This window comes from Streptomyces sp. NPDC050610 (genome assembly GCF_040654875.1).
In the GTDB taxonomy this organism is placed as follows: Bacteria; Actinomycetota; Actinomycetes; order Streptomycetales; family Streptomycetaceae; genus Streptomyces.
On the sequence record NZ_JBFAIV010000014.1, the window covers coordinates 1 to 26,733 of the forward strand.

Annotated in this window: 23 protein-coding genes; 16 read left to right on the forward strand and 7 right to left on the reverse strand. The window is 72.9% G+C overall.

Features of this window, described 5'->3' with window-relative positions:
- Positions 1–245: 245 nt before the first annotated feature.
- Entirely contained in the window at positions 246–2,339 is a 2,094-nt protein-coding gene (locus tag AB0I22_RS18640; protein ID WP_363131885.1) for a glycosyltransferase, read from the reverse strand.
- A gap of 156 nt (positions 2,340–2,495) precedes the next feature.
- A complete protein-coding gene (locus AB0I22_RS18645; protein ID WP_363131886.1) occupies positions 2,496–4,685 on the reverse strand; it encodes a glycosyltransferase family 4 protein in 2,190 nt (729 codons plus the stop codon).
- 356 nt (positions 4,686–5,041) lie between these two features.
- Between AB0I22_RS18645 and AB0I22_RS18650 the strand changes: the two genes are divergently transcribed.
- A complete protein-coding gene (locus AB0I22_RS18650) occupies positions 5,042–5,809 on the forward strand; it encodes a hypothetical protein (RefSeq protein ID WP_363131887.1) in 768 nt (255 codons plus the stop codon).
- Between the two features lie 87 nt (positions 5,810–5,896).
- Here AB0I22_RS18650 and AB0I22_RS18655 read toward each other — a convergent pair whose 3' ends face one another.
- Positions 5,897–6,874, reverse strand: coding sequence for a hypothetical protein (locus AB0I22_RS18655; protein ID WP_363131888.1), 978 nt, complete (start codon positions 6,872–6,874; stop codon positions 5,897–5,899).
- 134 nt (positions 6,875–7,008) lie between these two features.
- Between AB0I22_RS18655 and AB0I22_RS18660 the strand changes: the two genes are divergently transcribed.
- The 4 genes from AB0I22_RS18660 (at position 7,009) to glmM (ending at position 11,530) form a co-directional block, all read left to right on the forward strand.
- Positions 7,009–8,628: an ATP-binding cassette domain-containing protein gene (locus AB0I22_RS18660; RefSeq protein WP_363131889.1), complete on the forward strand. Its 1,620-nt coding sequence runs from the start codon at positions 7,009–7,011 to the stop codon at positions 8,626–8,628.
- A gap of 343 nt (positions 8,629–8,971) precedes the next feature.
- Positions 8,972–9,418: a 50S ribosomal protein L13 gene (rplM, locus tag AB0I22_RS18665; protein ID WP_363131890.1), complete on the forward strand. Its 447-nt coding sequence runs from the start codon at positions 8,972–8,974 to the stop codon at positions 9,416–9,418.
- A 42-nt stretch (positions 9,419–9,460) separates the two neighbouring features.
- On the forward strand, positions 9,461–9,973 hold the full coding sequence (rpsI, locus tag AB0I22_RS18670) for a 30S ribosomal protein S9 (protein ID WP_363131891.1): 513 nt from the start codon (positions 9,461–9,463) through the stop codon (positions 9,971–9,973).
- A 198-nt stretch (positions 9,974–10,171) separates the two neighbouring features.
- A complete protein-coding gene (gene glmM, locus AB0I22_RS18675; protein ID WP_363131892.1) occupies positions 10,172–11,530 on the forward strand; it encodes a phosphoglucosamine mutase in 1,359 nt (452 codons plus the stop codon).
- An 11-nt stretch (positions 11,531–11,541) separates the two neighbouring features.
- Here glmM and AB0I22_RS18680 read toward each other — a convergent pair whose 3' ends face one another.
- Together AB0I22_RS18680 and coaA are read right to left on the reverse strand one after the other, a co-directional pair.
- Complete coding sequence (locus AB0I22_RS18680) at positions 11,542–12,477, reverse strand: DUF389 domain-containing protein (protein WP_363131893.1); 936 nt, start codon at positions 12,475–12,477, stop codon at positions 11,542–11,544.
- Positions 12,478–12,537: 60 nt separating this feature from the next.
- A complete protein-coding gene (gene coaA, locus AB0I22_RS18685) occupies positions 12,538–13,527 on the reverse strand; it encodes a type I pantothenate kinase (RefSeq protein WP_363131894.1) in 990 nt (329 codons plus the stop codon).
- 363 nt (positions 13,528–13,890) lie between these two features.
- On the opposite strand from coaA, the gene AB0I22_RS18690 reads away from it, so the two are divergent.
- From AB0I22_RS18690 to AB0I22_RS18710, 5 genes are all read left to right on the forward strand, one after another.
- Complete coding sequence (locus AB0I22_RS18690) at positions 13,891–14,121, forward strand: hypothetical protein (RefSeq protein ID WP_363131895.1); 231 nt, start codon at positions 13,891–13,893, stop codon at positions 14,119–14,121.
- A gap of 44 nt (positions 14,122–14,165) precedes the next feature.
- Positions 14,166–16,019 (forward strand): glutamine--fructose-6-phosphate transaminase (isomerizing), encoded by a 1,854-nt coding sequence (gene glmS / locus AB0I22_RS18695; RefSeq protein WP_363131896.1) that lies wholly within the window; start codon positions 14,166–14,168, stop codon positions 16,017–16,019.
- Positions 16,016–16,384, forward strand: coding sequence for a holo-ACP synthase (locus AB0I22_RS18700; protein ID WP_363131897.1), 369 nt, complete (start codon positions 16,016–16,018; stop codon positions 16,382–16,384). The genes glmS and AB0I22_RS18700 overlap by 4 nt, the downstream gene beginning before the upstream one ends.
- A 524-nt stretch (positions 16,385–16,908) precedes the next feature.
- On the forward strand, positions 16,909–18,144 hold the full coding sequence (locus AB0I22_RS18705) for a helix-turn-helix transcriptional regulator (RefSeq protein WP_363131898.1): 1,236 nt from the start codon (positions 16,909–16,911) through the stop codon (positions 18,142–18,144).
- A gap of 241 nt (positions 18,145–18,385) precedes the next feature.
- Positions 18,386–19,600 carry a methyltransferase domain-containing protein gene (locus AB0I22_RS18710; protein ID WP_363131899.1) on the forward strand — a complete coding sequence of 405 codons (1,215 nt, stop codon included), beginning with the start codon at positions 18,386–18,388 and terminating at the stop codon, positions 19,598–19,600.
- On the opposite strand, the gene AB0I22_RS18715 is transcribed toward AB0I22_RS18710, so the two are convergent.
- The gene (locus AB0I22_RS18715; protein WP_363131900.1) at positions 19,562–20,989 is read right to left on the reverse strand and encodes an NAD(P)H-hydrate dehydratase; all 1,428 of its coding nucleotides are present in this window, start codon (positions 20,987–20,989) and stop codon (positions 19,562–19,564) included. The genes AB0I22_RS18710 and AB0I22_RS18715 overlap by 39 nt on opposite strands.
- A gap of 185 nt (positions 20,990–21,174) precedes the next feature.
- Here AB0I22_RS18715 and alr point away from each other — a divergent pair, with 185 nt between their 5' ends.
- The 4 genes from alr (at position 21,175) to AB0I22_RS18735 (ending at position 24,728) form a co-directional block, all read left to right on the forward strand.
- Positions 21,175–22,335: an alanine racemase gene (gene alr, locus AB0I22_RS18720; RefSeq protein WP_363131901.1), complete on the forward strand. Its 1,161-nt coding sequence runs from the start codon at positions 21,175–21,177 to the stop codon at positions 22,333–22,335.
- On the forward strand, positions 22,332–23,561 hold the full coding sequence (locus tag AB0I22_RS18725) for an alpha/beta hydrolase (protein WP_363131902.1): 1,230 nt from the start codon (positions 22,332–22,334) through the stop codon (positions 23,559–23,561). The genes alr and AB0I22_RS18725 overlap by 4 nt, the downstream gene beginning before the upstream one ends.
- A gap of 177 nt (positions 23,562–23,738) precedes the next feature.
- Positions 23,739–24,344, forward strand: a complete 606-nt coding sequence (gene tsaE / locus AB0I22_RS18730) for a tRNA (adenosine(37)-N6)-threonylcarbamoyltransferase complex ATPase subunit type 1 TsaE (RefSeq protein ID WP_363131903.1) — start codon at positions 23,739–23,741, stop codon at positions 24,342–24,344.
- Between the two features lie 180 nt (positions 24,345–24,524).
- A complete protein-coding gene (locus tag AB0I22_RS18735; protein ID WP_363131904.1) occupies positions 24,525–24,728 on the forward strand; it encodes a hypothetical protein in 204 nt (67 codons plus the stop codon).
- Positions 24,729–24,781: 53 nt separating this feature from the next.
- On the opposite strand, the gene AB0I22_RS18740 is transcribed toward AB0I22_RS18735, so the two are convergent.
- Positions 24,782–25,366 (reverse strand): hypothetical protein, encoded by a 585-nt coding sequence (locus tag AB0I22_RS18740; RefSeq protein WP_363131905.1) that lies wholly within the window; start codon positions 25,364–25,366, stop codon positions 24,782–24,784.
- Between the two features lie 159 nt (positions 25,367–25,525).
- Here AB0I22_RS18740 and tsaB point away from each other — a divergent pair, with 159 nt between their 5' ends.
- Positions 25,526–26,203 (forward strand): tRNA (adenosine(37)-N6)-threonylcarbamoyltransferase complex dimerization subunit type 1 TsaB, encoded by a 678-nt coding sequence (tsaB, locus tag AB0I22_RS18745; protein WP_363131906.1) that lies wholly within the window; start codon positions 25,526–25,528, stop codon positions 26,201–26,203.
- Between the two features lie 32 nt (positions 26,204–26,235).
- Positions 26,236–26,730, forward strand: coding sequence for a ribosomal protein S18-alanine N-acetyltransferase (gene rimI / locus AB0I22_RS18750; protein WP_363132044.1), 495 nt, complete (start codon positions 26,236–26,238; stop codon positions 26,728–26,730).
- Positions 26,731–26,733 lie beyond the last annotated feature (3 nt).

Below are 26,733 nucleotides of genomic sequence, written 5' to 3' on the forward strand. Positions count from 1 at the left end.
CCGCTCGCCCTGAATCCTGAAGGAACCCGGAACTCCGGCCCACAAATACACGGCAGCGTCCCGGACCCCCGCCCCTGCGAGCCCGCCGCCTCCCGCTCGTACTCGGCCGCGGCCGCTCCGGTGGGGGCGCGTCGGCGGGCCGGCCCCGGTTCGTACGGGCTGATGGACTTGGGCGGCTCGTCATCTTTTGGCTGTGGGTGATGGAGCCTGGGTCTGTGGGGGCGCTTAATCCTCTTGGAGGATCGTCACTTCTTGGCGGGTGCGGGGGCGTTGACCGCCAGGTTGCTCGCCATCGTGATGTACGGGCGGACGCCCGCCGTGGTCGGGTAGATGTCGGTCTTGTTGCGGTCGACGATGTCGCCGATGATGCGGCCGATGCGGATCAGCGGGGCGCCCGGGGCGAGGCGTAGGGACAGGTCCCAGACAGGGCTTTCGTCTGTGGCGCCGGCGCGGGCCTTGTGGACCTGTTCGTACGGGACGGTGAAGGAGAAGCGGGTCTCGTCGGCGACCGTGACCTCGGCGGTGAAGGGCTGGGCCGCGCTCTCGCCGCGGGGGGCGGCGGTCACGTGCGGCTTGCTGTCGGGGGCGAAGGCGGTGCCGTGCAGGGTGCCCTCGACGGTGAACGCGGCGGGCTCGGTGCGCAGGGTGCGGACCTCGGCGTGGGCGGTGCGCCGCCAGGCGCGCAGGGAGAGGTTGCCGTCGACCGTCGGGTAGGGGATGGCCCAGGTGAACGGCTTGCCGGGGTGGGGTTCCTTGCCCAGCAGGCCGCGGCCCTCGGCGTACTGGGAGGCTACGCGGCGCCGGGCGTTGTCGTCGGCCCGTACGACGTGCAGGTCCCAGCGGCCCTCGGCCAGGGACAGCTCGTGGGGGGTGAGGACGGCGGTGTACGGGGCGCCGACGTCGGCCGGGGCGGTGAGCGGGAGGGTGACCTTGTCGTCCTCGCCGCGGCGAGTGAGCGTGAGCTTGAGGTCCTCGCCGGTGAGGCCCTTGCGGGCGACGAGGACGACGATGTTGCCGTCGGCGTCGACGCGGGTGGACGCGGTGGGCCGGAGCGGCTTGCGGACTATTTCCTTGATCGCGCTCTTCACGGGCGCCGCGTTGCTCGTGGCGCTGCGGCGGAAGGGGCGTACGAGCTTGCCGGCGGTGCGGCGCAGCATGAGGGAGAGCGGGACCGGGGCGGGCTCGGGCTGCCCCTCGCCGCCGCGCAGCTCCTCTATCAGCCGTTCGTAGCGGGCGGCGATGTGCTCCGGCGCGTACCGCTCGGCGGCGACGCGGGCGGCGCGGCTCATGGAGTGCCGCAGGTCGTCGTCCTCGATCAGCTTGAGGAGGCCCTTGGCGATGGCCTCGGGGTCGCCGACGGGGACCAGGAGGCCGTCCTTGCCGTCGTCGATGATCTCGCCCGGCCCGTGCGGGCAGTCGGTGGCGACGACCGGGACGCCGCAGTGCATGGCCTCGACGATGGTCATGCCGAAGGACTCTTCGCGTGAGGTGACGGCGGCGATGGAGCCCTTGGCCCATTCGGTCTCGATGGGGGACTGGGCGCCCATGAGGACGATGTGCTCGTTCATGCCGAGCTGGTCGATCCGGGTGCGCAGGGCGGCGTGCTCGGGGCCGCGGCCGTAGATGCGCAGCTTCCAGTCGGGGCGCTGGGCGGCGACCTTGGCCCAGGCGTCGACCAGGACGTGGTACTGCTTCACCGGGATCAGCCGGCCCGCGGCGACGACGAGCTTGGCGCTGCCGTCGGAGGGCTCGATGTCGGAGGCGGGCACCCCGTTGGGGAGCGCGATGAGCTTGGTCTTGACGCCGGGGAACTCCGCGCGGTGGGTCGCGGCGTCCGCCTCGGAGACGGTGGTGTGCGCGTCCAGGCGGGGGATGGCGGCGTCCTGGGCGGCGCGGATGTTGGCCTCGTGGGTGCCGTAGATCCGGTGTTCCTGGCCGATGCGCAGGTAGCGGCTCTGGCCGTACTCGGCGAGGTAGATGACGAGGCCGGGGCGGGTGGCGACCACGACGTCGGCGTCGGTGCGGGCCAGGTGGTCGGCGAGGGTGCGGTCGGTCAGCGCGTTGAACTGGGCGCCGTTCGCCTCGACCGGCGGGATCAGCGCGGTGGGCTGCTCCAGCAGCGGGTCCTCGGCGATGTTGCCGGCCACGTCGGGGCGCTTGTCCAGCAGGGAGACCAGGCGGACCTTGGGGTGCAGGGGCAGCCGGGGCGCGGCCTGGGTGCGGTAGACGGAGACGATCTCCACGTCATGGCGGGCCGCCAGGGCCGCGGCGACGTTGAACGTCGAGCGGATGGTGCCGCCGATGCCGTAGGCGTTCTGGATGAGGAAAGAGATCTTCATAGCGGTGGATGCGCGGCGCGGTGTCTTCGCGAGCGCTTTCCCTCCCCCTGGGCTGGATATCCGTATCGTCCCATGATGACCGGAGCGATGCGGTTCCGCGTATTCCGATCCCCAGGGTAAAAGACTGTTCATGGGGAATTCGGTTGCATGTACGGCTCAATATGTGGCGAGGGTCACGTCTTTGACGTCGATGGTGAGGTCGTTCGCGGGGTCGAAGACCGGTTTCACGGCGACCGTGCCGCGCAGCGGGTGCCGCAGCTCACGGGCAGGGGAGACGTCGGTCCGCTTGCGGTCCACGTTGTCGCCCGCGAGCCGGCCGAGCGCGAGCCGCAGGGTGGCGGCCGACCCGGCGCCGGGCAGCCGCAGCCGCAGTTCCCAGGTGTCGTGCGAGGTGCCGCGCCGGGTGAGGAGCCGCTCGTAGGGGAGCGTGCACTCGAAGCGCCGTTCATCCAGAACGGTGACGGCCACGGCGACGTCGTACGCGTCGTCCTCCGGGGAGAGGGCGACGAGCGCCGCCGTGCCGTCGGCGGGCAGCGGCCCGGTGCGGCCGTGCAGGGTGCCGGTGAGGGTGACGGAGTCCGGGCCGGCGGCGATGCGGTCCAGCTCGGCGTGGTGCGGGCGGCGCCAGGTGCGCAGGGTCAGCGAGCCGGCCGCGGTGGTGTAGGGCACCCAGGCGGTGGCCGCGCCGTGCGCGTCGGTGACGAGGGGCAGGGTGAGCAGGCGCGCCTGCTCGACGAGGGCGGCGGCGACCCGGGCGCGCTTGCCGTCGTCGGCCCGCTCCACGTGGAAGTCCCAGCGGCCCTCGGCGAGCCGCGTCGTGGCCCGGTCGAGCGTCGCGGTCAGCGGGCCCTTCCCGGACGCGGGCGCGACCAGCGGCACGCTCACCCGCTCGCCCTCGGCCTTGCCGTCGGTGCCGCGCAGCCGCCCGACGAGGGCGAGGCGCTCGCCGGTCGCACCGCCGCGCGGGACGCGTACGGCCAGTCCGCCGTCGGGGGTCACGCGGGTGGACGCCTTGGGGCGCAGCGGCTTGAGCGGAGCCTTGGGCGCCGCGCTCGCGGCCTCGGCGGCCTGGGCGGCCGGTTCGGGCTTGCGGCGCAGCGGCCGTACGAGCCGGGCGGCGGCGCGGCGCAGGCCCAGGTGCGGCAGCGCGGAGGCCGCGGGGGCGGGCGGCGCGGGCGGTTCGGGGACCAGTTCGGGGCGCAGCTCCCGCACCAGCTCCTCGAACCGTACGGCGATGTGCTGCGGCGCGTACCGCTGGACGGAGGTGCGGGCGGCGGCGCCCAGCGTGCGGCGCAGCGTCGGGGCGTCGATGAGCTTGCGGACGGCGGCGACGAGGGCGGCCACGTCGCCGACCGGGATGAGGATGCCGTCGGCCCCGTCCTCGATGATCTCCCGGGGGCCGATCGGGCAGTCGGTGGAGATCACCGGGACGCCGCAGTGCATGGCCTCGACGATGGTCAGCCCGAAGGATTCGGCGTCGGAGGACGAGACGGCGATGGCGGCCTTCGCCCACTCCGTCTCGATGGGGGAGCGGGGGCCCATCAGGAACGCCCGGTCGCTGAGGCCGAGCTCGTCGACGAGGGCGCGCAGCCGGGCCCGGTCGGGGCCGCGGCCGTAGATGCGCAGGGACCAGTCGGGGTATTCGTCGGCGAGCTGGGAGAAGGCCCGTACGAGCAGGTCGAAGCGTTTTCCCTCGTCGAGCCGGCCGGCCGCGACGATCACCTTGGAGTCGCCGTCGGAGGGCTCGGTCTTCGGCGCGGGCACGACGTTCGGCAGGCAGCGCAGGACGGTCCCGTCCAGCGTCGACTCCGGCAGGTGCTCGCGGTGGGTCGCGGCGTCCTGCTCGGTGACGGTCAGGAAGGCGTGCATCTTGGGGATGACCGCGTCGTGGGCGGCGCGGACGGCCGGGACGTGCGAGGAGTACGTCATGTGCTCCTGGCCGATGCGCAGGAACGGGCGGTCGGCGTCGGCCTCGGCGAGGTAGACCAGCAGGCCGGGGCGGGTGGCGATCACGACGTCGGCGTCGGTGGCCGCGAGGTACTGCGCGACGCGCAGGTCGGCGAGGCGGGTGAAGACCCGCAGCGATCCCTCGGGGTCGGGCAGCCGGGAGCTGGGCTGGTGCTGGAGCTCGTCGTCGGCGTCGCAGCCCGGCGCGTCCTTGCGGAGGTCGATCAGCGGGGTGATGCGGACCTTGGGGCTGACGGGCAGGTGGGGGGTGTCCACGCCGCGGTAGACCGAGACGACCTCGACCTCGTGGCGGGCGACCAGTGCGCTCGCCAGGTTGAAGGTGGCTCGGATCGTGCCGCCGATGCCGTAGGCGTTGTGGATGAGGAAAGCGATCTTCATGGCGTACGGACGCGGGCCGCCCGATGGACGGCGCGCGGGCCCCTCCCTGACCGGAAACGGAACAACCGCTCGTGGCGGCGTGCGGTGGGGCGCTCGCTCCTTCGAGTGACCGAACTCTAGATGTATGAGTAAAGGACTTGTCAAGCGGAGTTGTGGGAAGTGGTGGGAATTGCCCTTATATCGGAAGCGGCGGGCCGCGGCAACCCGTGCGGACGGGCCTTCACCGCCCTGTGATAGCGATGGGAGCGCGACCGTTAGAAGGTAGAGGGGAAAAACCGAAGGTCCGTTCCCTTTTGCCGTTCCCTTTCCCAGGGGGTTCGCGACAGGATGTCCGCGTACCGGATGACGAGGGGGCAATGGCGTTGAAGGCATACAGGCCGATGGCCGTCGCGGCGGCTTCCGCCGCGGCCGCGCTGATGGCGGCCGGATGCAGCGGAAGCTCCGGCGGGGACGAACCCAAGCCGATGAGCGCGAAGCGCCTGGCCCAGGCGTCCCTCGGGGCGAAAGAAGTGAACGGCTACCAGATCGAGCGGGCCTCGGCCAAGAGCGCCGCCGGCGCGGGCAGCGCCAAGGCGGACCGGTCCGAGTGCCAGCCGGTGGCGGCGCTGCTGGGCTCCGCCCCGAAACCGAAGCCGGTCCGGTCGGTGGTCAACACCTTCGCCCGCACCGGGGACGGCAAGGACTACGAGGGCCTCCAGGGCATGGTCCGGGTGGCCGCGTACAAGGGCGGCGGCGCGAAGGACACGCTGGCGGACCTCCGCAAGGCCGCGGAGAGCTGCGGGAGCGGCTTCGGGATGAAGACGGGTGAGGGCGAGGAACAGAAGTTCAGCGCCGTGCAGCAGCTCGCGTCCCCGAAACTGGGCGACGAGTCCGCCGCGTACCGGCTGGTGAACACCTCCGAGAAGGCGCCGAGCCTGGTCGCCGTGGTGCGCACGGGCTCCACCCTGTCGATGTTCTTCGTGACGAGCCTGACCGACCCGCAGCGCGTCGAGATGCCGCAGGACCTGTTGAAGGCGCAGGTCGAGAAGGTGCAGAAGGCGGAGAAGGGGCACGCCACGGCCCCCAGCAGCGGGGACGTCGAGCACGGCGACGCGGGGGAGGCCGGGGACTCGCAGGACAGCTGAGCGGGGCGCGTTCCGGTGCTCTGCCTCCTGCGGTCCGGTTTTCCGGAGTCCCGCTTTCCGGCGCCCCGGCGCGGGCGGGCCGGGCGGCTACCGCGCGGCGGCCGCCGCGGCCGACGCCTGGGCCTCGCCGCGGGCGAGGACGCGCTGGAAGACGTACGTGGCCACATCCCGCCCCGCCTGCTGCGCCTCGGTGTCCGAGGCGGGCACGGACGTGCCGTTCGTGTAACCGGAGACCGTGAAGTAGGCGTAGCGGCCCTCGGAATTGGTGGTCAGCCGACAGGCCTTCCCCCGGCAGAACTTCGGCGCGTCCCCGCCCGCGAGTGAGGCGATGTTGCCCTTGGCCTGCTCCTTGGCCTTGTCCGCCGCGGCCTTGGTGTCGAAGACCGCGACGCCGGCGGTGACCGCGACGCCGCCCTTGACGTAGGTGACGCGGATGACCTCGCGGCAGCCGTTGCCGGTGAGTACGGACCCGAGCGCGCCCTGGGTGGCGGCGGCGCAGTTCGTGGTGGAGTCGGTGGCGGCCTTGGCGTACGTACTGCTGCCCCGGGCGATCTTCTTGCCGGGGAAGAGGGTATCCGCGGAGAGCGGCGCGGTGTCCTTCTTGGCGCTGGCGATGAAGTCGCGGGGGTCCGGCGGGGGCGGCGGCGCGACATCGGAGAAGGTCGGCTCGGGCGTGGTGGACGTGCTCGGCAGGTCCTGCGGGGCGGGCAGGCCGTTCGCGGGCTTGTCCCGGTGCGAACTGGCGACCGCGGTCGCCACGATCGCCGCGATGGCGGCCGTCGCGAGGGCGCCGCCGCCGAGCAGGAACCACTTGCGGCGCCGGCCGCGCGTCGCGGTGTCGTCGGCGAGCGCGGCCCAGTCGGGCGTCGGGCCCTGCCCCGGCGACTGGTCCGGCTGCCCCTGCTGGAAAGGCTGCCCCTGCTGGGGTGGCTGCCCCGGGTACGGAGACTGCCCCTGGTAGGGCGGCTGATCCTGATAAGGCGGCTGACCGGGCGGCCGGCCCGGCTGCTGCGGTGGCTGAGATCCCCCCGGGGCCTCGTACGGCCCTCCCTGCCCAAAGCTCATGGCGCGCATCCTAAGCGAGCACGGCCCGACCGCGCCCCCGTGCGGGCGGGGACGGCGCACGCCGCGCCTGCCGTGCCCCCCGGCCCGTAAAAGCGGTTGGTCGCGGCGCCGGGGAGCAGCGAGACTTCGGGGTTATGGGACATGTGGAAGCGGGACATCTGGAGTACTACCTTCCGGACGGGCGGGTGCTGCTCGGCGATGTCTCGTTCCGGGTCGGCGAAGGCGCCGCGGTGGCGCTGGTCGGGGCCAACGGCGCGGGCAAGACGACGCTGCTGCGGCTGATCGCGGGGGAGCTCCAGCCGCATGGCGGCGCCGTGACCGTCAGCGGCGGGCTCGGCGTGATGCCCCAGTTCGTCGGCTCCGTACGGGACGAGCGGACCGTCCGCGACCTGCTGGTCTCCGTCGCGCAGCCGCGCGTCCGGGAGGCGGCCGAGGCCGTCGACCGCGCCGAACACGCGATCATGACCAGCGACGACGAAGCCGCCCAGATGGCGTACGCGCAGGCGCTCGCCGACTGGGCCGAGGCGCGCGGGTACGAGGCCGAGACCGTCTGGGACATGTGCACCGTGGCCGCCCTCGGCGTCCCCTACGAGCAGGCCCAGTGGCGTGAGGTGCGCACCCTCTCCGGCGGCGAGCAGAAGCGGCTCGTGCTGGAGTCGCTGCTGCGCGGCACGGACGAGGTGCTGCTGCTCGACGAGCCCGACAACTACCTCGACGTGCCCGGCAAGCGGTGGCTGGAGGAGCGGCTGCGTGAGACGAAGAAGACCGTGCTCTTCGTCTCCCACGACCGCGAGCTGCTCGCCCGCTCCGCCGAGAAGATCATCAGCGTCGAGCCGGGCCCGGCGGGCAGCGACGTCTGGGTGCACGGCGGCGGCTTCGACTCGTACCACGACGCCCGCAAGGAGCGGTTCGCGCGCTTCGAGGAGCTGCGCAGGCGCTGGGACGAGAAGCACGCCCAGCTCAAGAAGCTGGTGCTCAGCCTGCGGCAGGCGGCCTCGATCAGCCACGAGCTGGCCTCCCGCTACGCCGCCGCGCAGACCCGGCTGCGGAAGTTCGAGGAGGCGGGCCCGCCGCCGGAGCCGCCGCGCGAGCAGGACATCACGATGCGCCTCAAGGGCGGGCGTACGGGCGTACGGGCCGTGACCTGCCGGCAGCTGGAGCTGACCGGCCTGATGAAACCGTTCGACCTGGAGGTCTTCTACGGGGAGCGGGTCGCGGTCCTCGGCAGCAACGGCTCCGGGAAGTCGCACTTCCTGCGGCTGCTCGCCGGTGACGAGGTGGCGCACACCGGGGAGTGGAAGCTCGGCGCGCGCGTCGTCGCCGGGCACTTCGCGCAGACGCACGCCCACCCCGAGCTGGAGGGGCGCACGCTGCTGGACATCCTGTGGACCGAGCACGCCCGGGACAAGGGGCAGGCGATGTCCGCGCTGCGCCGCTACGAGCTGGAGAAACAGGGCGAGCAGCGGTTCGAGCGGCTCTCCGGCGGCCAGCAGGCCCGCTTCCAGATCCTGCTCCTGGAGCTGTCCGGCACCACGGCCCTGCTGCTGGACGAGCCGACGGACAACCTGGACCTGGAGAGCGCGGAGGCGTTGCAGGAGGGGCTGGAGGCGTACGACGGCACGGTGCTGGCGGTCACCCACGACCGCTGGTTCGCCCGCGCCTTCGACCGTTATCTGCTCTTCGGCGCGGACGGGCTGGTGCGGGAGGTCCCGGAGCCGGTCTGGGACGAGGCCAGGGTCGCGCGCAAGCGCTGAACGCTCTGCGGGAGGTCCGATGCGTCAGGTCCCCCGCCGCTCTGGCCCTGGGCGGCCCCCGGGTCGTACGGTGGGGTGCTGGGCGTTCAGAGGTGCGGTTTTGACCCGCATGGGGGCGGCCCGGTATTCTGCTATTTCGTTATGCGTATTGGCTTGGTCGTTCTCACGCGAGGGGCCCTTACGCCGGTCCACCGGGCCGATGACCAGCGGCTGCTCTCGGGTTGCGTCCCCGCAGCGCCGCCAAGGCTGTCGTGATCGTCCGGGTGGTCCAGTACAGGACCCGTCCCCTCGGTCCTCGCGGACTCGGGGAGACCCCATCACTGAAGAAGCGAAGGCTACGACCGTGCGTACGTTCAGCCCCAAGCCCGGCGATGTCCAGCGCCAGTGGCACATCATTGACGCGCAGGACGTTGTCCTGGGCCGTCTGGCCACTCAGGCCGCGTCCCTCCTCAGGGGCAAGCACAAGCCGGTGTACGCGCCGCACGTTGACACTGGTGACTTCGTCATCATCATCAACGCCGACAAGGTGCACCTGTCCGGCAACAAGCGGACCCAGAAGATGGCCTACCGGCACTCGGGCTTCCCGGGTGGTCTGCGCTCCGTCCGCTACGACGAGCTGCTGGAGAAGAACCCCGAGAAGGCCGTCGAGAAGGCCATCAAGGGCATGATCCCCAAGAACACCCTCGGCCGTCAGATGCTGTCGAAGCTGAAGGTCTACGCGGGCGCCGAGCACCCGCACGCGGCCCAGCAGCCGGTCCCGTTCGAGATCACCCAGGTTCAGCAGGGCTAGTCCCGGCCACCGCCGACCAGCAGAAAGTATCTGAGGAGAATCGTGGCTGAGACCACCGCCGAGACGCCCGTCGAGGAGATCACCGAGGACTTCGAGGGCAACGCGACCTTCGAGTCCGAGGAGACCGAGTACACGAGCGAGTCTCTCGCGTCCCGCTTCGGCGACCCGCAGCCGGCCGCCGGCCTGGGCCGTCGCAAGAACGCCATCGCCCGCGTCCGCATCGTGCCGGGCACCGGCCAGTGGAAGATCAACGGCCGCACCCTTGAGGGCTACTTCCCCAACAAGGTGCACCAGCAGGAAGTCAACGAGCCCTTCAAGGTGCTCGAACTCGACAACCGCTACGACGTTGTCGCCCGTATCTCGGGTGGTGGCGTCTCCGGCCAGGCCGGCGCCCTGCGCCTGGGCGTGGCCCGCGCGCTGAACGAGGCGGACGTGGACAACAACCGCGCCACGCTGAAGAAGGCCGGCTTCCTGAGCCGCGACGACCGCGCGGTCGAGCGCAAGAAGGCCGGTCTGAAGAAGGCCCGTAAGGCCCCGCAGTACAGCAAGCGCTAATCACGCGGCTCACGCTGCTCCCGCCTGCGCCCCGGCGGCACTTTCCGTGCCGCCGGGGCGTTCGGCTATCGGCGGCCGGCGGCGTATACCTGGTCTTCGGGCCCCGGTCACGGGCCCGACACTTTCGCGCGCCATGCGCAGCACGCCTTTTCCCAGGGGGTCGGCCCCCGCACCCCCACGCAATCTCGGAGGACACCAGTGGGACGACTCTTCGGTACGGACGGTGTGCGCGGTGTCGCCAACGCCGATCTGACGGCGGAGCTCGCGCTCGGCCTGTCGGTCGCCGCGGCGCACGTACTCGCCGAAGTGGGCACGTTCGAGGGACATCGCCCGGTGGCGGTGGTCGGGCGTGATCCGCGAGCATCCGGGGAGTTCCTGGAGGCCGCCGTGGTGGCGGGCCTGGCGAGCGCGGGCGTGGACGTGCTGCGGGTCGGCGTGCTGCCGACGCCGGCCGTCGCCTACCTGACCGGTTCGCTCGGCGCGGACCTGGGCGTGATGCTCTCCGCCAGCCACAACCCGATGCCCGACAACGGCGTCAAGTTCTTCGCCCGCGGCGGCCACAAGCTCGCCGACGAGCTGGAGGACCGCATCGAGAGCACGTACCACGCGCACGAATCCGGCGAGCCCTGGCAGCGGCCCACCGGCGCCGGCGTCGGCCGGGTGCGCACGTACGACGAGGGCTTCGACAACTACGTCGCCCACCTCATCGGCGTGCTCCCCAACCGCCTCGACGGCCTCAAGGTCGTCATCGACGGCGCGCACGGCGCGGCCGCCCGGGTCTCCCCGGAGGCGTTCGCGCGGGCCGGTGCCGAGGTCGTCACCATCGGCACCGACCCCGACGGCCTCAACATCAACCACGAGTGCGGCTCCACGCACCTCGACAAGCTGCGCGCGGCCGTCGTCGAGCACGGCGCCGACCTGGGTGTGGCGCACGACGGCGACGCGGACCGCTGCCTGGCCGTGGACGGCGCGGGCGCGGAGGTCGACGGCGACCAGATCCTCGCCGTCCTCGCCCTCGCCATGCGCGACGCGGGCACGCTGCGCGAGAACACCGTGGTCGGCACCGTGATGTCCAATCTCGGCTTCAAGTTGGCCATGGAGCGCGAGGGCGTCCAGCTCGTGGAGACGGCGGTCGGCGACCGGTACGTGCTGGAGGAGATGAAGCGGCACGGCTACGCGCTGGGCGGCGAGCAGTCCGGGCACGTCATCGTCCTCGACCACGCCACGACCGGCGACGGGACGCTGACCGGGCTGATGCTGGCCGCCCGGGTGTCCGCCACCGGCCGTACGCTCACCGACCTCGCGGGCGTCATGGAGCGGCTGCCGCAGGTGCTCGTCAACGTGCGCGACGTCGACAAGTCGCGGGTCGCGACCTCGCCGGAGCTGGCCGCCGCGGTCGGCGACGCGGAGCGCGAACTGGGCGCCACCGGCCGGGTGCTGCTGCGCCCCTCCGGCACGGAGCCGCTGGTGCGGGTGATGGTGGAGGCCGCGGACATCGAGCAGGCCCGGACCGTCGCCAGCCGGCTGGCGGACGTGGTGAAGTCGGCGCTGGGGTAACCCCGCGACTGTCAGGCCGCGGCGCGCTCGCGCTGCTTCGCCCAGAAGAACTTCTGGGCCAGGAGCGTGAGCGTGCCGGCGAGGACGATCCCCGCCAGGTTCAGCAGCAGCTGCTGCACCGAGCCCCGCATCTGGGAGAAGTCGCCGTAGCCGAGCGCGACCGCGGCGTTGGCGGCGGCCGGCACGGTCGTCACCGAGATCGCGACGCCCACCAGCGCGCCGGACTTCGCGGACGTCAGCGAGAGCACCCCGGCGACCCCCGCCAGGAACGCGACCACGAACGAGAACAGGTCCGGCTGCCAGATGAAGGCGGTGTTCGGGCGCGCCGCCTCGACCTGGGCCTGGTGGAACAGGCCCGCCGCGTCCATGAAGAGACTGAAACCGGTCGTCAGCAGCAGCGCCGCCGCGAAGCCGACGACCAGCGCGATGAGCGAGCGCCACGCGAGGCGCGGGGCCCGCTGCACCAGCGCCGTGCAGATTCCGGCCAGCGGCCCGAACTCCGGGCCGACCGCCATCGCGCCGACGATCAGGATCGCGTTGTCGAGCACCACACCGCAGGCCGCGATCATCGTCGCCACCGTCAGGAACACCAGATAGGTGACCGACAGGGTGGACTCCTCGTGGGTGGCCTCCTCCAGGTGCTCCCACACGACGGCGTCCGCGCCCTCGCCCGGCGCCTCGTGCTCGGCCCGGTCCGCCTGCCGGGACAGCGTCAGCTCGACCTCCTCGACCGCGATCGAACCGCAGTCGGGGATGCCGATGGCGCGCAGCTCCTGGAGCAGCCCGTCCGCGGCCTCCCGCGCCACGTCGCACAGTACGACGTCGCCTTCGGGGGCGCGGGCCGCGCCGGTCAGCACGGCCAGGTGCGCGGTGCCGACCGTACGCTCCACGAGCCGCACCACCTCGGTGGTGCGGTGGGCCGGAATCATCATCCTGATGTGCAGCACTGCCGGGCTCCGGGGCTGGTCGGGGGGCGAGGGGTGAGGGGCGAGAGGTGGGGGGCGGGGTCAGAGCTTGCGCAGCGACAGCCGCCGCACCTTGTGGTCCGGGCCCTTGCGCAGTACGAGACTCGCGCGGCCCCGGGTGGGGGCCACATTCTCCAGCAGGTTGGGCTTGTTGATGGTCCGCCAGTTCCGGCGCGCGTAGTCGAGCGCCTCCTCCTCGCTGACCTGGGTGTACTTGCGGAAGTACGAGGAGGGGTCCTGGAAGGCGGTGGCCCGCAGCTTGCGGAAGCGGGTGTAGTACCACTCCTCGATGTCCTCGGGCCGCGCGTCCACGTACACGCTGAAGTCGAAGAAGTCGGCGAGCCCGACGCGGGTGCGGCCGTCCTTGCCGGGCAGCGCGGGCTGCAGCACGTTGAGGCCCTCGATGATGAGGATGTCGGGGCGGTGCACGGTCAGCCGCTCGCCCGGCACGATGTCGTAGATCAAGTGTGAGTAGACCGGCGCGGTCACCTCGTCCATGCCCGCCTTCACATCCGCCACGAAGCGGGTCAGGGCGCGCCGGTCGTACGACTCCGGGAACCCCTTCCGCGACATCAGGCCCCGCCGGTGCAGTTCGGCGTTGGGCAGCAGGAAGCCGTCGGTGGTGACCAGCTCCACGCGGGGGTGCTCGGGCCAGCGCGCCAGCAGCTCCCGCAGGAGGCGGGCGGTGGTGGACTTGCCGACCGCGACGCTGCCCGCCACGCCTATGACGAAGGGGGTGCCGGGCTGCGCGCCGTGGCCGTCGCCGGCGTCGCCGAGGAAGGTGTTCAGGGTGCCGCGCAGCTGGCTGGTCGCCCCTACGTAGAGGTTGAGGAGCCGGGAGAGCGGCAGATAGACGTCCCGTACCTCGTCGAGGTCGATGACGTCGCCGAGCCCGCGCAGCCGCTCGACCTCCTCGGCGGTGAGCGGCAGCGGGGTGTTCTCGCGCAGGGCGCTCCACTGGGCGCGGGTGAGGTCCACGTACGGGGTGGCGTGGTGGTGGCGGAAGTGCGAGTGACTCTGAGTGGGCGGCACGGGTTCATTGTGCGCGGGGGGAGCGGGCGGCTTGTGGGTGGGTGCGGGCGGTCGGGTGGAGGCGGCTCTCGGGGGGCTTTCGGGTGGGTCTCGGGTGGGTGCGGGGCGTCGGGCGGAGGTGGCTCTCGGGCGGGGTCGGGCGGTCGGGTGGAGGTGGCTTTCGGGTGGGTTTGTAGTGGCGGGCGTTGAGTGTGTCTGGGGCCTGTGTGACGCCTGTGGGGGTGCTGCGGAAATTCGGCCCCCAGACATTCGGTCCGCTTGTGTACATGTCGTGTACGTGCTCTGTACGTATTGCTGAGTCACCGTTACGTTCCAGGCTGCCGACCCGTACGACCTGGGGATTGTGTGTCTGTTCTGGATCTTGTGCTGCGTCGTGGAACCCGGTCGTCCGCGGGGCGTGAGGCCACGGAACGCGAGGAGTTCGCGCACCGCGTCTGCGGCGAACTGAGCGCGGAGCTGCCGGACGAGGACCTGGGCGAGGACCTCTCCGACGCGCTCGAACGCTACGAACTGGGCTCCAAGCCGCGCTGCGAGGAGGTCGAATACCTCGACCTCGTGCAGGACGCGATCGACCGGGTGGCGCGCGGGCACTGATCCGGCGGAGCGTCGCGGGGCGGGCCGGGCCGTACGCTGCCTGCATGTGCGGAATCGTTGGATATGTGGGAGGGCAGCCCGCCCTCGACGTCGTCATTTCCGGGCTGAAGAGGCTCGAATACCGGGGCTACGACTCGGCCGGGGTCACCGTCCTCGCGGACGGCCAGCTCGCGGCGGCGAAGAAGTCCGGCAAGCTCGCCAACCTGGAGAAGGAGCTGGCCGCCCGCCCGTTGCCGTCCGGCACCACCGGCATCGGCCACACCCGCTGGGCCACCCACGGCGCGCCGACCGACACCAACGCCCACCCCCACCTGGACAATTCCGGGCGCGTCGCCGTCGTGCACAACGGCATCATCGAGAACTTCGCAGCCCTGCGTGAGGAGTTGGCGGAGCGCGGGCACGCGCTCGCCTCGGAGACGGACACCGAGGTGGTGGCCCACCTGCTGGCCGAGGAGTTCTCCGCCGGCGGCGACCTCGCCGACGCCATGCGGCATGTGTGCCGGCGGCTGGAGGGCGCGTTCACGCTGGTCGCGGTGCATGCCGACGAGCCGGACGTGGTGGTCGGCGCGCGCCGCAACTCGCCGCTGGTGGTGGGCGTCGGGGCCGGCGAGTCCTTCCTCGCCTCCGACGTCGCCGCCTTCATCGCGCACACCCGCGAGGCCGTCGAGCTGGGCCAGGACCAGGTGGTCGAGCTGCGCCGCGAACAGGTCACGGTCACCGACTTCGACGGCGTGCCCGCGGACGTACGGGCGTACCACGTCGACTGGGACGCCTCGGCCGCCGAGAAGGGCGGCTACGACTACTTCATGCTCAAGGAGATCGCCGAGCAGCCGAAGGCGGTCGCGGACACCCTGCTGGGGCGGATCGACGCGAACGGCTCGCTCACCCTCGACGAGGTCCGCATGCCGGGGTCCGTACTGCGCGAGGCCGACAAGGTGGTGATCGTCGCCTGCGGGACCGCCTTCCACGCCGGAATGATCGCCAAGTACGCGATCGAGCACTGGACGCGGATGCCGTGCGAGGTGGAGCTCGCCAGCGAATTCCGCTACCGCGACCCGATCCTGGACCCGCGGACCCTGGTCATCGCCATCTCGCAGTCCGGGGAGACCATGGACACGCTGATGGCGCTGCGGCACGCCAGGGAGCAGGGGGCCAAGGTCCTGGCCATCTGCAACACCAACGGCTCGACGATTCCGCGCGAGTCCGACGCCGTGCTCTACACGCACGCGGGGCCGGAGGTGGCCGTCGCCTCCACCAAGGCGTTCCTGACCCAGCTCGTGGCCTGCTACCTCGTCGCGCTGTACCTGGGGCAGGTGCGCGGCACCAAGTGGGGCGACGAGATCGGCTCCGTCATCCGGGAGCTGTCCGCGATCGCCACCCAGGTCGACGAGGTGCTCGGCACCATGGAGCCCGTACGGGAGCTGGCCCGTTCCGTGGCCGCGGCCGGGAAGAACACGGTGCTCTTCCTGGGGCGGCACGTGGGGTATCCGGTGGCGCTCGAAGGCGCGCTGAAACTCAAGGAGTTGGCGTACATGCACGCCGAGGGGTTCGCGGCGGGCGAGCTCAAGCACGGGCCGATCGCGCTGATCGAGGACGATCTGCCGGTCGTCGTCGTGGTGCCGTCGCCGCGCGGGCGGTCCGTGCTCCACGACAAGATCGTCTCGAACATCCAGGAGATCCGGGCGCGCGGCGCCCGTACGATCGTGATCGCCGAACGGGGCGATGTGGCCGTGGCGCCCTACGCCGATCACCTGATCGAGATCCCCGCCACGCCGACTCTGCTCCAGCCGTTGGTGGCCACCGTGCCTTTGCAGGTCTTCGCGTGCGAGCTGGCGACGGCGCGCGGCAACGAGGTCGACCAGCCGCGCAACCTGGCCAAGTCGGTGACCGTCGAATGATCATCGGGGTCGGCATCGACGTCGCGGAGATCGACCGCTTCGACGCGGCCCTGCGCCGCACACCGGGGCTCGCGGCGCGGCTCTTCCTGGAACGGGAACTGCTCCTGCCGAGCGGGGAGCGGCGGGGACCCGCGTCGCTGGCCGCGCGCTTCGCGGCCAAGGAGGCTTTGGCCAAGGCGTTGGGGGCGCCTGCGGGGCTGCTGTGGACGGACGCCGAGGTGGTGACGGAGGCGAGCGGGCGGCCGGTGCTGTCGGTGACGGGGACGGTGGCGGCCCGGGCTGCGGAGCTGGGGGTGCGGGGGTGGCATGTGTCGCTGAGCCACGATGCCGGGGTCGCTTCCGCTGTGGTGATCGCTGAGGGGTGACGGGGGCGGCCGGGCCGCCGGGTCGCGGGGTGGCGGCTTGGGGCTGGTGCCGGGTGCCGGTCGTGGGTGCGGTAGTGGGCGGGTGCGGCTCGGTGGTGGGTGCGGGGGCGGCGGCTCCGGGGCAGGGGTCCGGGACCGCATATTTACGGGCCGGCCAGGGTGTTGCCAAGGCCGGCCCCTCCCGTAAGCCGACCCGCAAATACACGTCAGCGTCCCGGACCCCTGCCCCTGCGCCCCCGCCCCCTCCCGTCCGCGCCCCGCAGCCGGGGCCCGCAGCCGGGGCGGGGGTGGGGCTCGCCCCGCTCTTGGGGTGGGTGGGGGAGGTGGGGTGTCTGCGGCCTGGTTCTGGGGGCTTGTCCCCGCGTTGAGGGGTTCCTCCTGTACCCGTCCGTAGGGTGCCTTCCGTGTCTGTCCGCGGGGAGGACTGGGTATCTCCCCGTCCCTGGGGCGGTCGCGGGTTGGTGGGTTCGCGTCGTGGAGGTGGGGGCCGGGCATACCGTGGGTGTGAGGGGAGCGGTGATCCTATGACGACAGGGTTGGCCGACAACGTCAGGAAGTACCGGCGCGTGGCTGGGCTGAGCCAAGAGGCGTTGGCTCATGAGGCGGAGCTCTCGCCGGCCGTCGTGCGCAAGGTCGAGCAGGGCGGGGACGTCCGTGTGGAGACCCTGCACGCACTGGCCCGGGCCCTCGGCGTGACGACGTCGGCCTTGTTCGCGACGGAGGCCCCGCTGCCGGTCACCGGCGATGAGGCGAACCTGCGCCACCTCGTGGAACTGCGGAAGGCGTTGATGCCTCCGGTGGGCATCGCCGCGACGTTCTCCGATCACGGGGAGGCCGGGGAACTCGCCGTCCTGCGGCGGGAGGTCAAGGACGGGCACGCGCTCTACTACGCCGACCGCTATACATCTGTGGCGAAGAAGCTGCCCGGACTCCTGCGGGCCACGGAGGCGACCGTGGCGGCGTCGGACGGCGAGGAGCGGCGGGACGCGGTGGTCGTGCGGGCCCAGGCGCTGTTGCTGGCGGGCAAGTACCTGACGCAGGTCCGGCAGTACGACATGGCGTATCACGCGCTCGCCGAGGGAATCCGGCTCGCCCGAGAGGCGGAGCAGACGCTCACCGCTGCCACCGGGGTGGTCGGCATGTGCTGGCTGCTGCTGCGGCAGGACCGCTTCGACGAGAGCGAGCAGTTGGCCGCTGTCACGGCTGCGGACATGGAGCCGCGCATCTCGGATGCCGCCCCCGGACAGTTGGCCGTTTGGGGGGAACTGTCCCTGCGGGTCGCCGCTGCGGCCGTCCGCAACAACCGGCCCGATGTGGTCCGGGAGGCCCGCCGGATGGCGGGCGCGGCCGCGAGCGCCCTGGACGCGGAGCAGCAGGACTTCCCGTCCCATTGGGGGTCGTTCGGTCCCGTCACGGCGGAGCTGAAAGCAGTCGAGGATCTGTCGATCACGGGCGACGCGCGAGGGGTGCTCCGGCGCGCGGACGACGGCCTGCTGAGCCGGAAGGCCGTGCGCAACTACGGCAAGCCGACCGCCACCAGCTGGGACCGGCACCGGCTGGACGTGGCCAAGGCCCATGCGGCCCTCGGCTCCCACCAGGACGCCATGGCGGAACTGGACCAGCTCCGGCGCTCCTCGGGCGAGTGGCTGAAGCACCAGGCCATGGCCCGCTACATCGTGAGCGACATCCTCAGGTCGCGTAAACGGACCCTGACTCAGGAGATAAGGGAGATGGCGGCTCATCTGGGCGTGACCGAGTAGCCGCCATGGACCGTGGCGGTTCCGTCGCGCCAGGTAGCGAACCGCTGTTGCCCGTACGTGGTTTGAGGTGTTGGCCGCTCGTACGGTTTCTGTGTCCCGGCGATGGATGGAGTGGTGGGAGCCGATGGAGAGCGGTGGCAACCCGCAGGACGACAGCGACAGCGGGAACAAGCATGGGGGCGGTGGGTCGGATGAAGGGGGGAACACCAACGACGGGCAGGGGCCCGCGGACGGTCAGTAGATGAGTGAGCGGGAGGCGAACGGGGGCGGGGGCGCGGGGCTGGCCTCGGTGCTTGAGGGGAAGGGCGTGCTGTCGGCGGACTGGCGGCCCGCGTTCGACGCGGTGCCGCGGCACTGGTTCGTGCCGGATGTGATCTGGCCGGGGCGGGCCGGGATGAATCGGCAGAGTGACCGGGTGGTCCGTTCCGAGGAGCCCGATGTGTGGTGGGAGGCGGTCCAGCGGGACGCGCCGATCACGACGCAGTGGGACGACGGGGCGTACCGCGGGCCGGGCAAGGGCCGGATTCCGTCCTGTTCCAACTCCATGCCCAGCATGGTCTTCTCGATGCTCGACGCCCTGGCCGTACGGGACGGGCAGCGGGTGCTGGAGATCGGTACGGGCACGGGGTGGAACGCTGCCCTGCTCTCGCACCGGCTCGGAGCGGACCATGTGGTGACGGTGGAGGTGGATCCGGCCGGGGCCGAGGAGGCGCGGGGGCGTTTGGAGGCGGCCGGGTTCGCGCCCGTGGTGGTGGTCGGGGACGGGGCGCTGGGGTATGCGGAGGGGGGTCCGTACGACCGTACGATCGCCACCTGCTCGATCGGCCGTGTGCCCCGCTCCTGGGTCGAGCAGACCAGGCCGGGCGGGGTGATCGTCGCTCCCTGGGGGCCCGCGTACGGCGGGGAAGCGGTGGTGCGGCTCACGGTCGGCGACGACGGCAGCGCGTCCGGCCGTTTCACCGGGACTTCTGCCTTCATGCGGCTGCGCGAGCAGCGGGTGCGGCGCGTTCATGTGCGCGAGTACCTCAAGGGGCGGCCCTGGCCGGCTGACGGGGTCAGGTCCGTGACGGAGCTGTCGCCGGAGGGGGTGGGGGACTGGGCGCGGATGTTCGCCATCGGCGTCCAGGTGCCGGGGGCGTTTCCGTGGATGGAGGAGTATCCGGACGGTTCGTACACGCTGTGGCTCCGGGACACGGCCGTCACCTCGTGGGCCACGGCGGACTTCGAGAAGGGCCGCAGCCGTTACGAGGTGGTGCAGGCGGGGCCTCGGAGGCTGTGGGACGAGGTGGAGGCCGCGTTCCGGTGGTGGGAGGGGCGGGGGCGGCCCGGAGTCGGGCGGTTCGGGCTCAGCGTGGCGGGGGAGCGGGAGGTTGTCTGGCTGGACTCCCCCGAGACCCCGGTGCCCGTCCTGGAGACGTCAGGCCGTCACGTCCCGCCAAGCCGCCGTCAGAGCTGACGCGACCTCCACGGAGGTGATGGGGCGGGAGCCCAGGTGGCGGGCGGCGAGGCCGTGGAGGTAGGCGCCGGTGGAGGCGGCGTCGTGGGGGGAGAGGCCCGCGGCCAGGAGGGAGCCGGTCACACCGGAGAGGACGTCGCCGCTGCCCGCGGTGGCCAGCCAGCCGGTGCCGGTGGGGTTGGCGCGTACGGGGTGGGCAGCGGTGGCGATCAGGGTGGTGGAGCCCTTGAGGAGGGCGGTGGCGCCGTAGCGGTCGGCGAGGGCCCGTACGGACGACAGGCGGGAGGCCTCCACCTCTTCGCGGGTCGTGCCGAGGAGGGCTGCCGCCTCGCCCGCGTGCGGGGTCAGGACGGTGGGGGCCTGGCGGGTCCGTAGCCGGTCGGCCGACGGCAGTAGGTGCAGGGCGTCCGCGTCGATCAGGATCGGGACGTCCGAGGCCAGGACGTCGGACATCGCCTGGTGCGCGTCCTCGCCGTCGCCCAGCCCCGGGCCGATGATCCACGCCTGGACGCGGCCGGCCTTCTTCGGCGGGCCGGGCGAGACGAAGCATTCGGGGAAGCGGGCGATGACGGCGTCCGAGCCGGGGCCGACGTAGCGGATGGCGCCGGCGCCGCCGCGCAGGGCGCCCGCAACGGTCAGTACGGCCGCGCCCGGGTAGCGGGCGGAGCCCGCCACGACGCCGACGACGCCCCGCCGGTACTTGTCGCTCTCCGCGGCGGGGCGCGGCAGCAGCGCCGCGACGTCCGCGTGCTGGAGCGCCTCGATGTCGGGTTCGGGCGGCAGCCGCAGGCCGATGTCGACGAGGCGGAGCGCGCCCGCGTGTTCGTGTGCCGGATCGATGAGGAGCCCCGGTTTGTACGCACCGAAGGTGACCGTGGCGTCGGCGCGTACCGCCTCGCCCGTCACCTCGCCGGTGTCGGCGTCCACGCCGCTCGGCAGGTCGACCGCGACGACGGCGCCTGTCGCGGCCCGGATCAGGGCTCGCGCGTCGGGGCGGAGTCCGCCCTTGCCGCCGATTCCGACGATGCCGTCGACGACGAGGTCGGCGCGGGCCACGGCGTCCGCGCCGTCGGCCGCCGGCAGGGTTCGGCCGCCGGCGGCGCGCAGGGCGGCGAGGCCGCCGGGATGCGTACGGTCGGGGGCGAGCAGGACGGCGCTCACGCCCGCGCCGCGCCGGGCGAGCCGTGCCCCGGCGTACAGGGCGTCGCCGCCGTTGTCCCCGCTGCCGACGATCAGGGCGACGCGCGCCCCGTAGACGCGGTCGAGCAGGCCGGTGCAGGCGGCGGCGAGTCCGGCGGCGGCGCGCGCCATGAGGGCGCCGTCCGGGAGTCGTGCCATCAGCTCGCGTTCGGCGGCCCGTACCTTCTCCACGCTGTAGCCAGTCCTCATGGGCCCAGTGTCCGCGAACTCGGCGGGTGCGTCAGGGCGGCGGTTCCTTTCCCGCGGGTCGTCTGGGGAGCGGGCGGGCCGGGTACGCGGAGTGCGTGCCCCCACCACTCACCCGAACCGCAAGAAGATCTCCGGTGCGCTCCTGGGAGTGCTGTGCAGCAGAGCGGCCTGAGACACTGGCGGTGATGACTGAGACACAGATGCGCGCTCGTGCCGTTGTCGACCTGGCCGCGCTGCGGGAGAACGTGCGTGCCCTGCGGGCCCGTGCGCCCCGTGCCGAGCTGATGGCCGTGGTCAAGGCCGACGCGTACGGACACGGCGCGCTGCCCTGCGCCCGCGCGGCCCGCGAGGCCGGTGCGAGCTGGCTGGGGACCGCCACGCCGCAGGAGGCGCTGGCCCTGCGCGCCGACGGCGACCGGGGGCGGCTGATGTGCTGGCTGTGGGCGCCCGGCGACCCCTGGCGCGAGGCCGTCGAAGCGGACATCGACGTCTCGGTGAGCGGGCTGTGGGCGCTGCGCGAGGCGGAGGCCGCCGCCGTCGCGGCCGGCCGGGTCGCGCGCGTACAGCTGAAGATCGACACGGGGCTCGGGCGGAACGGCTGCCAGCCCGCCGACTGGCCCGCCCTGGTCGGCGCGGCGCGCGCCGCCGAGCGGCGCGGCACCTTGAAGATCACCGGCCTGTGGTCGCACTTCGCGTGCGCGGACGAGCCCGGCCACCCCTCCATCCAGGCGCAGCTCTCGGTCTTCCGGGACAGCGTCGGCCACGCCGAGGCGCAGGGCCTGGAGCCGGAGGTGCGTCATATGGCCAACTCTCCGGCGACCCTGACCCTCCCCGAATCGCACTTCGACCTCGTGCGGCCCGGGATCGCCGTGTACGGCGTCTCGCCGTCCGCCGAGATCGGCGCGCCCGGCGACTTCGGCCTGCGGCCCGTGATGACGCTGAGCGCCTCGCTGGCCAACGTCAAGCGCGTACCGGGCGGCCATGGGGTCAGCTACGGCCACAAGTACGTCACCCCCGGCGACACCACCCTCGCCCTCGTCCCCCTCGGCTACGCCGACGGCATACCCCGTGCCGCGTCCGGCACCGGTCCCGTGCTCATCTCGGGGAAGCTGCGCACGGTCGCGGGGCGGGTGGCCATGGACCAGTTCGTGGTCGACCTGGGCGGGGACGACGCGGAGGTCGGCGACGAGGTGGTGCTCTTCGGGCCGGGCGACCGGGGCGAGCCGACCGCCGAGGACTGGGCGCTGGCCACCAACACCATCGGATACGAGGTCGTCACGCGCATCTCCGCGCGCGTGCCGCGCGTCTATGTCGGTGAGAGCGATGCCACGGGGGGCAAAGCATGAGTGACGCGACGAGCGGCCCGGGCGCGGCCGCTGCCAGGGGACTGAACTGGGGCTGGAAGCGCGGCGCGGGAGTGGCGGGCGCGGCGATAGGGGTGGTCGCGGCGGGTGCGGCGGCGGGCGTCGCGCTGGAGCGGCTCACGGTCGGCCGCGGCATGCGGCGCCGGGCCCGCCTCGCGCTGGACTCCGCGGGCCCGTACGGGACGCTGCGCGGCACACCCGGCACGGCCGTCGCGGAGGACGGCACCGAGCTGTACTACGAGGTGGACGAGGTGGCGCCGGAGGGCGCCGCCGAGGGGACGGCGCTGCGCAGGCGGCTGTTCGGGCGGCGGTCGCCGCGGCAGCCGGTCACCGTCGTCTTCTCGCACGGCTACTGCCTCGGGCAGGACGCCTGGCACTTCCAGCGGGCCGCCCTGCGCGGCGCCGTCCGCGCCGTCTACTGGGACCAGCGCAGCCACGGGCGCTCCGAGCGCGGGCGAGGCCAGCGCGAGAGCAACGCGCCCGTCTCCATCGACCTGCTCGGCCGCGACCTGAAGGCCGTCATCGACGCGGCGGCGCCCGAGGGGCCGCTGGTGCTGGTGGGGCACTCGATGGGCGGCATGACGATGATGGCGCTGGCCGCGCAGTACCCGGACCTGGTCGCCGAGCGCGTCATCGGGGCCGCCTTCGTCGGCACCTCGGCGGGCAACCTCGCCGACGTCAACTACGGGCTGCCGGTCGCCGGGATGAACGCCGTGCGGCGCGTGCTGCCCGGCGTGCTGAAGGCCCTGGGCTCGCAGACCGACCTGGTGGAGAAGGGGCGGCGGGCGACCGCGGACCTCTTCGCGGGCGTCATCAAGCGCTATTCGTTCGGGGCGAAGGACGCGGACCCGGGGGTGGCGCGGTTCGCGGAGCGGCTCATCGAGGCGACGCCCATCGACGTCGTCGCCGAGTTCTACCCGGCCTTCGCCGAACACGACAAGACCGAGGCGCTGTGCGCCTTCGACAGCGTCCCCGTGCTCGTCCTCGCGGGCGCGGGCGACCTGATCACCCCCAGCGAGCACAGCGAGGCCATCGCGGCGGCGCTGCCCGACGCCGAACTGGTCCTGGTGCCGGACGCCGGGCACCTGGTGATGCTGGAGCACCCCGAGACCGTGAACGGCCGGCTGCTGGAGGTGCTGGCCGCGGCGGGCGCGGGCGAGGCGCTGACCTCGCAGGCCGCCTCGGGCGAGGGCACGGAGCGCGGCTGAGAGGGCCCAGGGGCTCCTCGCAGGGCTCTTTTACGGGCGCGGGCGGGCGTGCCGGTGCTGCCGCCGGGCGGTCCGGCGGCAGCACCGGCGCGCGTGCGGTCCTCGTGCCCGTACGAGCAGTGCGCACGGGGCGTACGGCTCCAGATCATGGCGCTCCGGCCCGTACCATCGGCCGTTATGAACGTCCCGCACACCGAGTCCGTGGCCGCTGCCGCCACCGCACAGATCACCGTCAAGACGCCGGAGCGCATGCGCGAGCTGGGCCGCGGCCTCGCCGCGCTGCTGCGCCCCGGCGACCTGGTGCTGCTCACCGGCGAGCTGGGGGCGGGCAAGACGACGCTCACCCGCGGCCTGGGCGAGGGGCTGGACGTGCGCGGCGCCGTCACCTCCCCGACCTTCGTGATCGCGCGCGTGCACCCGCCGCTGGGGGACGGCCCGGCGCTGGTGCACGTGGACGCGTACCGGCTGAACGGCGGCCTCGACGAGATGGAGGACCTCGACCTGGACGTCTCGCTGCCGGAGTCGGTGGTGGTCGTGGAGTGGGGCGACGGGAAGGTCGAGGAGCTGTCGGAGGACCGGCTGCACGTCGTCATCGAGCGGGCGGTGGGCTCCTCGGCCCCGGCCGCTTCGGGCGATGGCTATGACGGCGGCGACGGCGATGGCGACGGCGATGGCTATGACGACGGCGACGATGTGCGGGACGTGACGCTGACCGGGGTGGGCGCGCGGTGGGCGGGCGTGGACCTGGCGGCGCTGGGCGAGCTGGGGGCTTCGGCGGGCTGAGCCCGTAGGGCCCGGTGGCCGGTATGGCGGGTTCCGTAAGCGGGGTGCCGCTCACATTCCGACAAGCCGTCGGGAAGATGTTGCGCGCGCGGTGCCGCGCGTGGTCACATGGAGGCGTATAGAGCCGGTTAGGTACACCTAACCAAGACCTGTCCGCCCCAGCAGCCCCAGGAGGCATCCATGTCGGCCAAAGAGCCCGCAGCTGCCGTGGCAGCCCGGCGTGACGAGGAACGGCAGCCCACGATGAGCGACCTGCTGGCGTCCTGCGCCGCCGCCAGCGCCGTCTCGACCCCGCCGACGGCTCCGGAGTCCGCTGCCCCGGAGAAGAACTCGGCGACCGTTGAGACGGACGGCCCGGCCGAGGCCGGACCGCACGCCGCGTAGCCGGAGCGGCCCGCGCGGGCGCTCCCGGCGTTAGCCCGAACGGGGGAACCGTCCTACGGGACCACGACCACCTTCGTACCGGTCGTGGCGAACTTCCACATCGCGGCGCCGTCCGCCCGCTGCTCGCGCACCGCACCGGTCTTCTTCGGCGCGTTCGGATTCGGCGTCGAGCCGTCGATCGCCGCGCTGAAGCCGAAGACGATGCCGCCCTGCCCGATGTGGAACTGCACGATGTGCTCGACCGCGACGCCGTCCGAGCCGGTCAGCTGCGGCGTACGGCCCCTGGGCGGGACCTCGTACGTGCCCGGCTCGGGGCTCACCGAGCTCGGCGCCACCTCGAACGTCCGCGTCGCCTGCTCGTTCTCCCCCACCAGCCACACGCGCTTCGCCTTGAGCCCGTAGACGACCCGCAGCCCGGTGCCGGACGAGGCCGGAACGGCGGTGGACTTCTTGTCCTTGCCGCCCTTGTCCTTCCCCTTGCCCTTGTCCTTGGGGTGCCCGGACGGGGAGGAGTGCGCGGCGCCGGCCTTCGCCGGGTTGTCCGGCGCGGCCGATGCCTGGAAGGCGAGGAATCCGACCACGGCGAGTGCCGCCGCGGTGAGCCCGGCCACGACCGGCCCCGAGCTGCTGCGTGCCACGCTGCGCACCCTTTCGTCCTACGTACGACTTTGCGGCTGACCGTAGCACCCGGCCGCCGCGCCGCCGCGCCGTCGGCGTGCAGGGCCGCCCCGCCCACCCCGTGTGGGCGCGAGCCGGTCGGGAACCGGGGGCCGCGCCGCGCGCCGTAGGCTGTAGGTGTGCTGCTGCTCGCTCTTGATACCGCCACCCCCGCCGTCACCGTCGCGCTCTACGACGGGGACGGCGGCACCGTCGTAGCCCAGTCGAACCAGGTGGACGCCCGGCGCCACGGGGAGCTGCTGCTGCCCGCCGTCGACCGCGTGCTGGGCGACGCGGGCGTGGGGCTCGCCTCCGTGACCGGCGTCGTCGTCGGCGTCGGCCCCGGCCCGTACACCGGGCTGCGGGTCGGCCTCGTGACGGCCGCCTCCTTCGGCGAGGCCCTGGGAGTCCCGGTGCACGGGCTGTGCACGCTCGACGGCATCGCCTACGCGGCCGGAACCACCGGTGAGCTGCCCGGCGAGTTCGTGGTGGCCACCGACGCCCGCCGCAAGGAGGTCTACTGGGCGCGCTACGCCGACGCCCGCACCCGCCTCGGCGAGCCCTCCGTCGACCGCCCCGCCGACATCGCGGACGCGGTCGGCAGCCTGCCGGCCGTCGGCGCGGGCGCGCTGCTCTACCCGGACGACTTCGCGGACATACGGCCCGGCCTGCCCCAGCACCAGTCCGCCGCCGCGCTGGCCGCCCTCGCCGCCGAGAAGCTCGCCGCGGGCGAGGAACTGCCGGCCCCGCAGCCGATGTACCTGCGCCGCCCGGACGCCAAGGTGCCGGCCAACTACAAGGTGGTCACGCCCCGGTGAGCGCCCCCGCCGCCCCGGTGTCCGTGCGCGAGATGCGCTGGTGGGACCTCGGCCAGGTGCTGCCGCTGGAGCGCGAGCTGTTCCCGGACGACGCCTGGTCCAAGGGGCTGTTCTGGTCCGAGCTGGCGCACGCGCGCGGCCCGGGCGCCAACCGCCGCTACGTGGTGGCCGAGGACGCCGAGGGCCGCGTCGTCGGCTACGGCGGGCTCGCCGCCAACGACGGCACCGGCGACATCCAGACCATCGCCACCGCCCGCGACCACTGGGGAACCGGCCTCGGCGCGCGCCTGCTGACCGAGCTGCTCGCCGCCGCCACGGCCTTCGAGTGCCACGAGGTGCTCCTCGAAGTCCGCGTCGACAACGACCGCGCGCAGCGGCTGTACGAGCGCTTCGGCTTCGAGCCCATCGGCGTGCGCCGCGGCTACTACCAGCCCGGCAACGTGGACGCCCTCGTCATGCGCCTGCCCGGCCCGTCGCCGCGGGGCGGGGACGGCCCGGCCGAGCAGGGCGCCGAGAGCCGGGTCTGACGG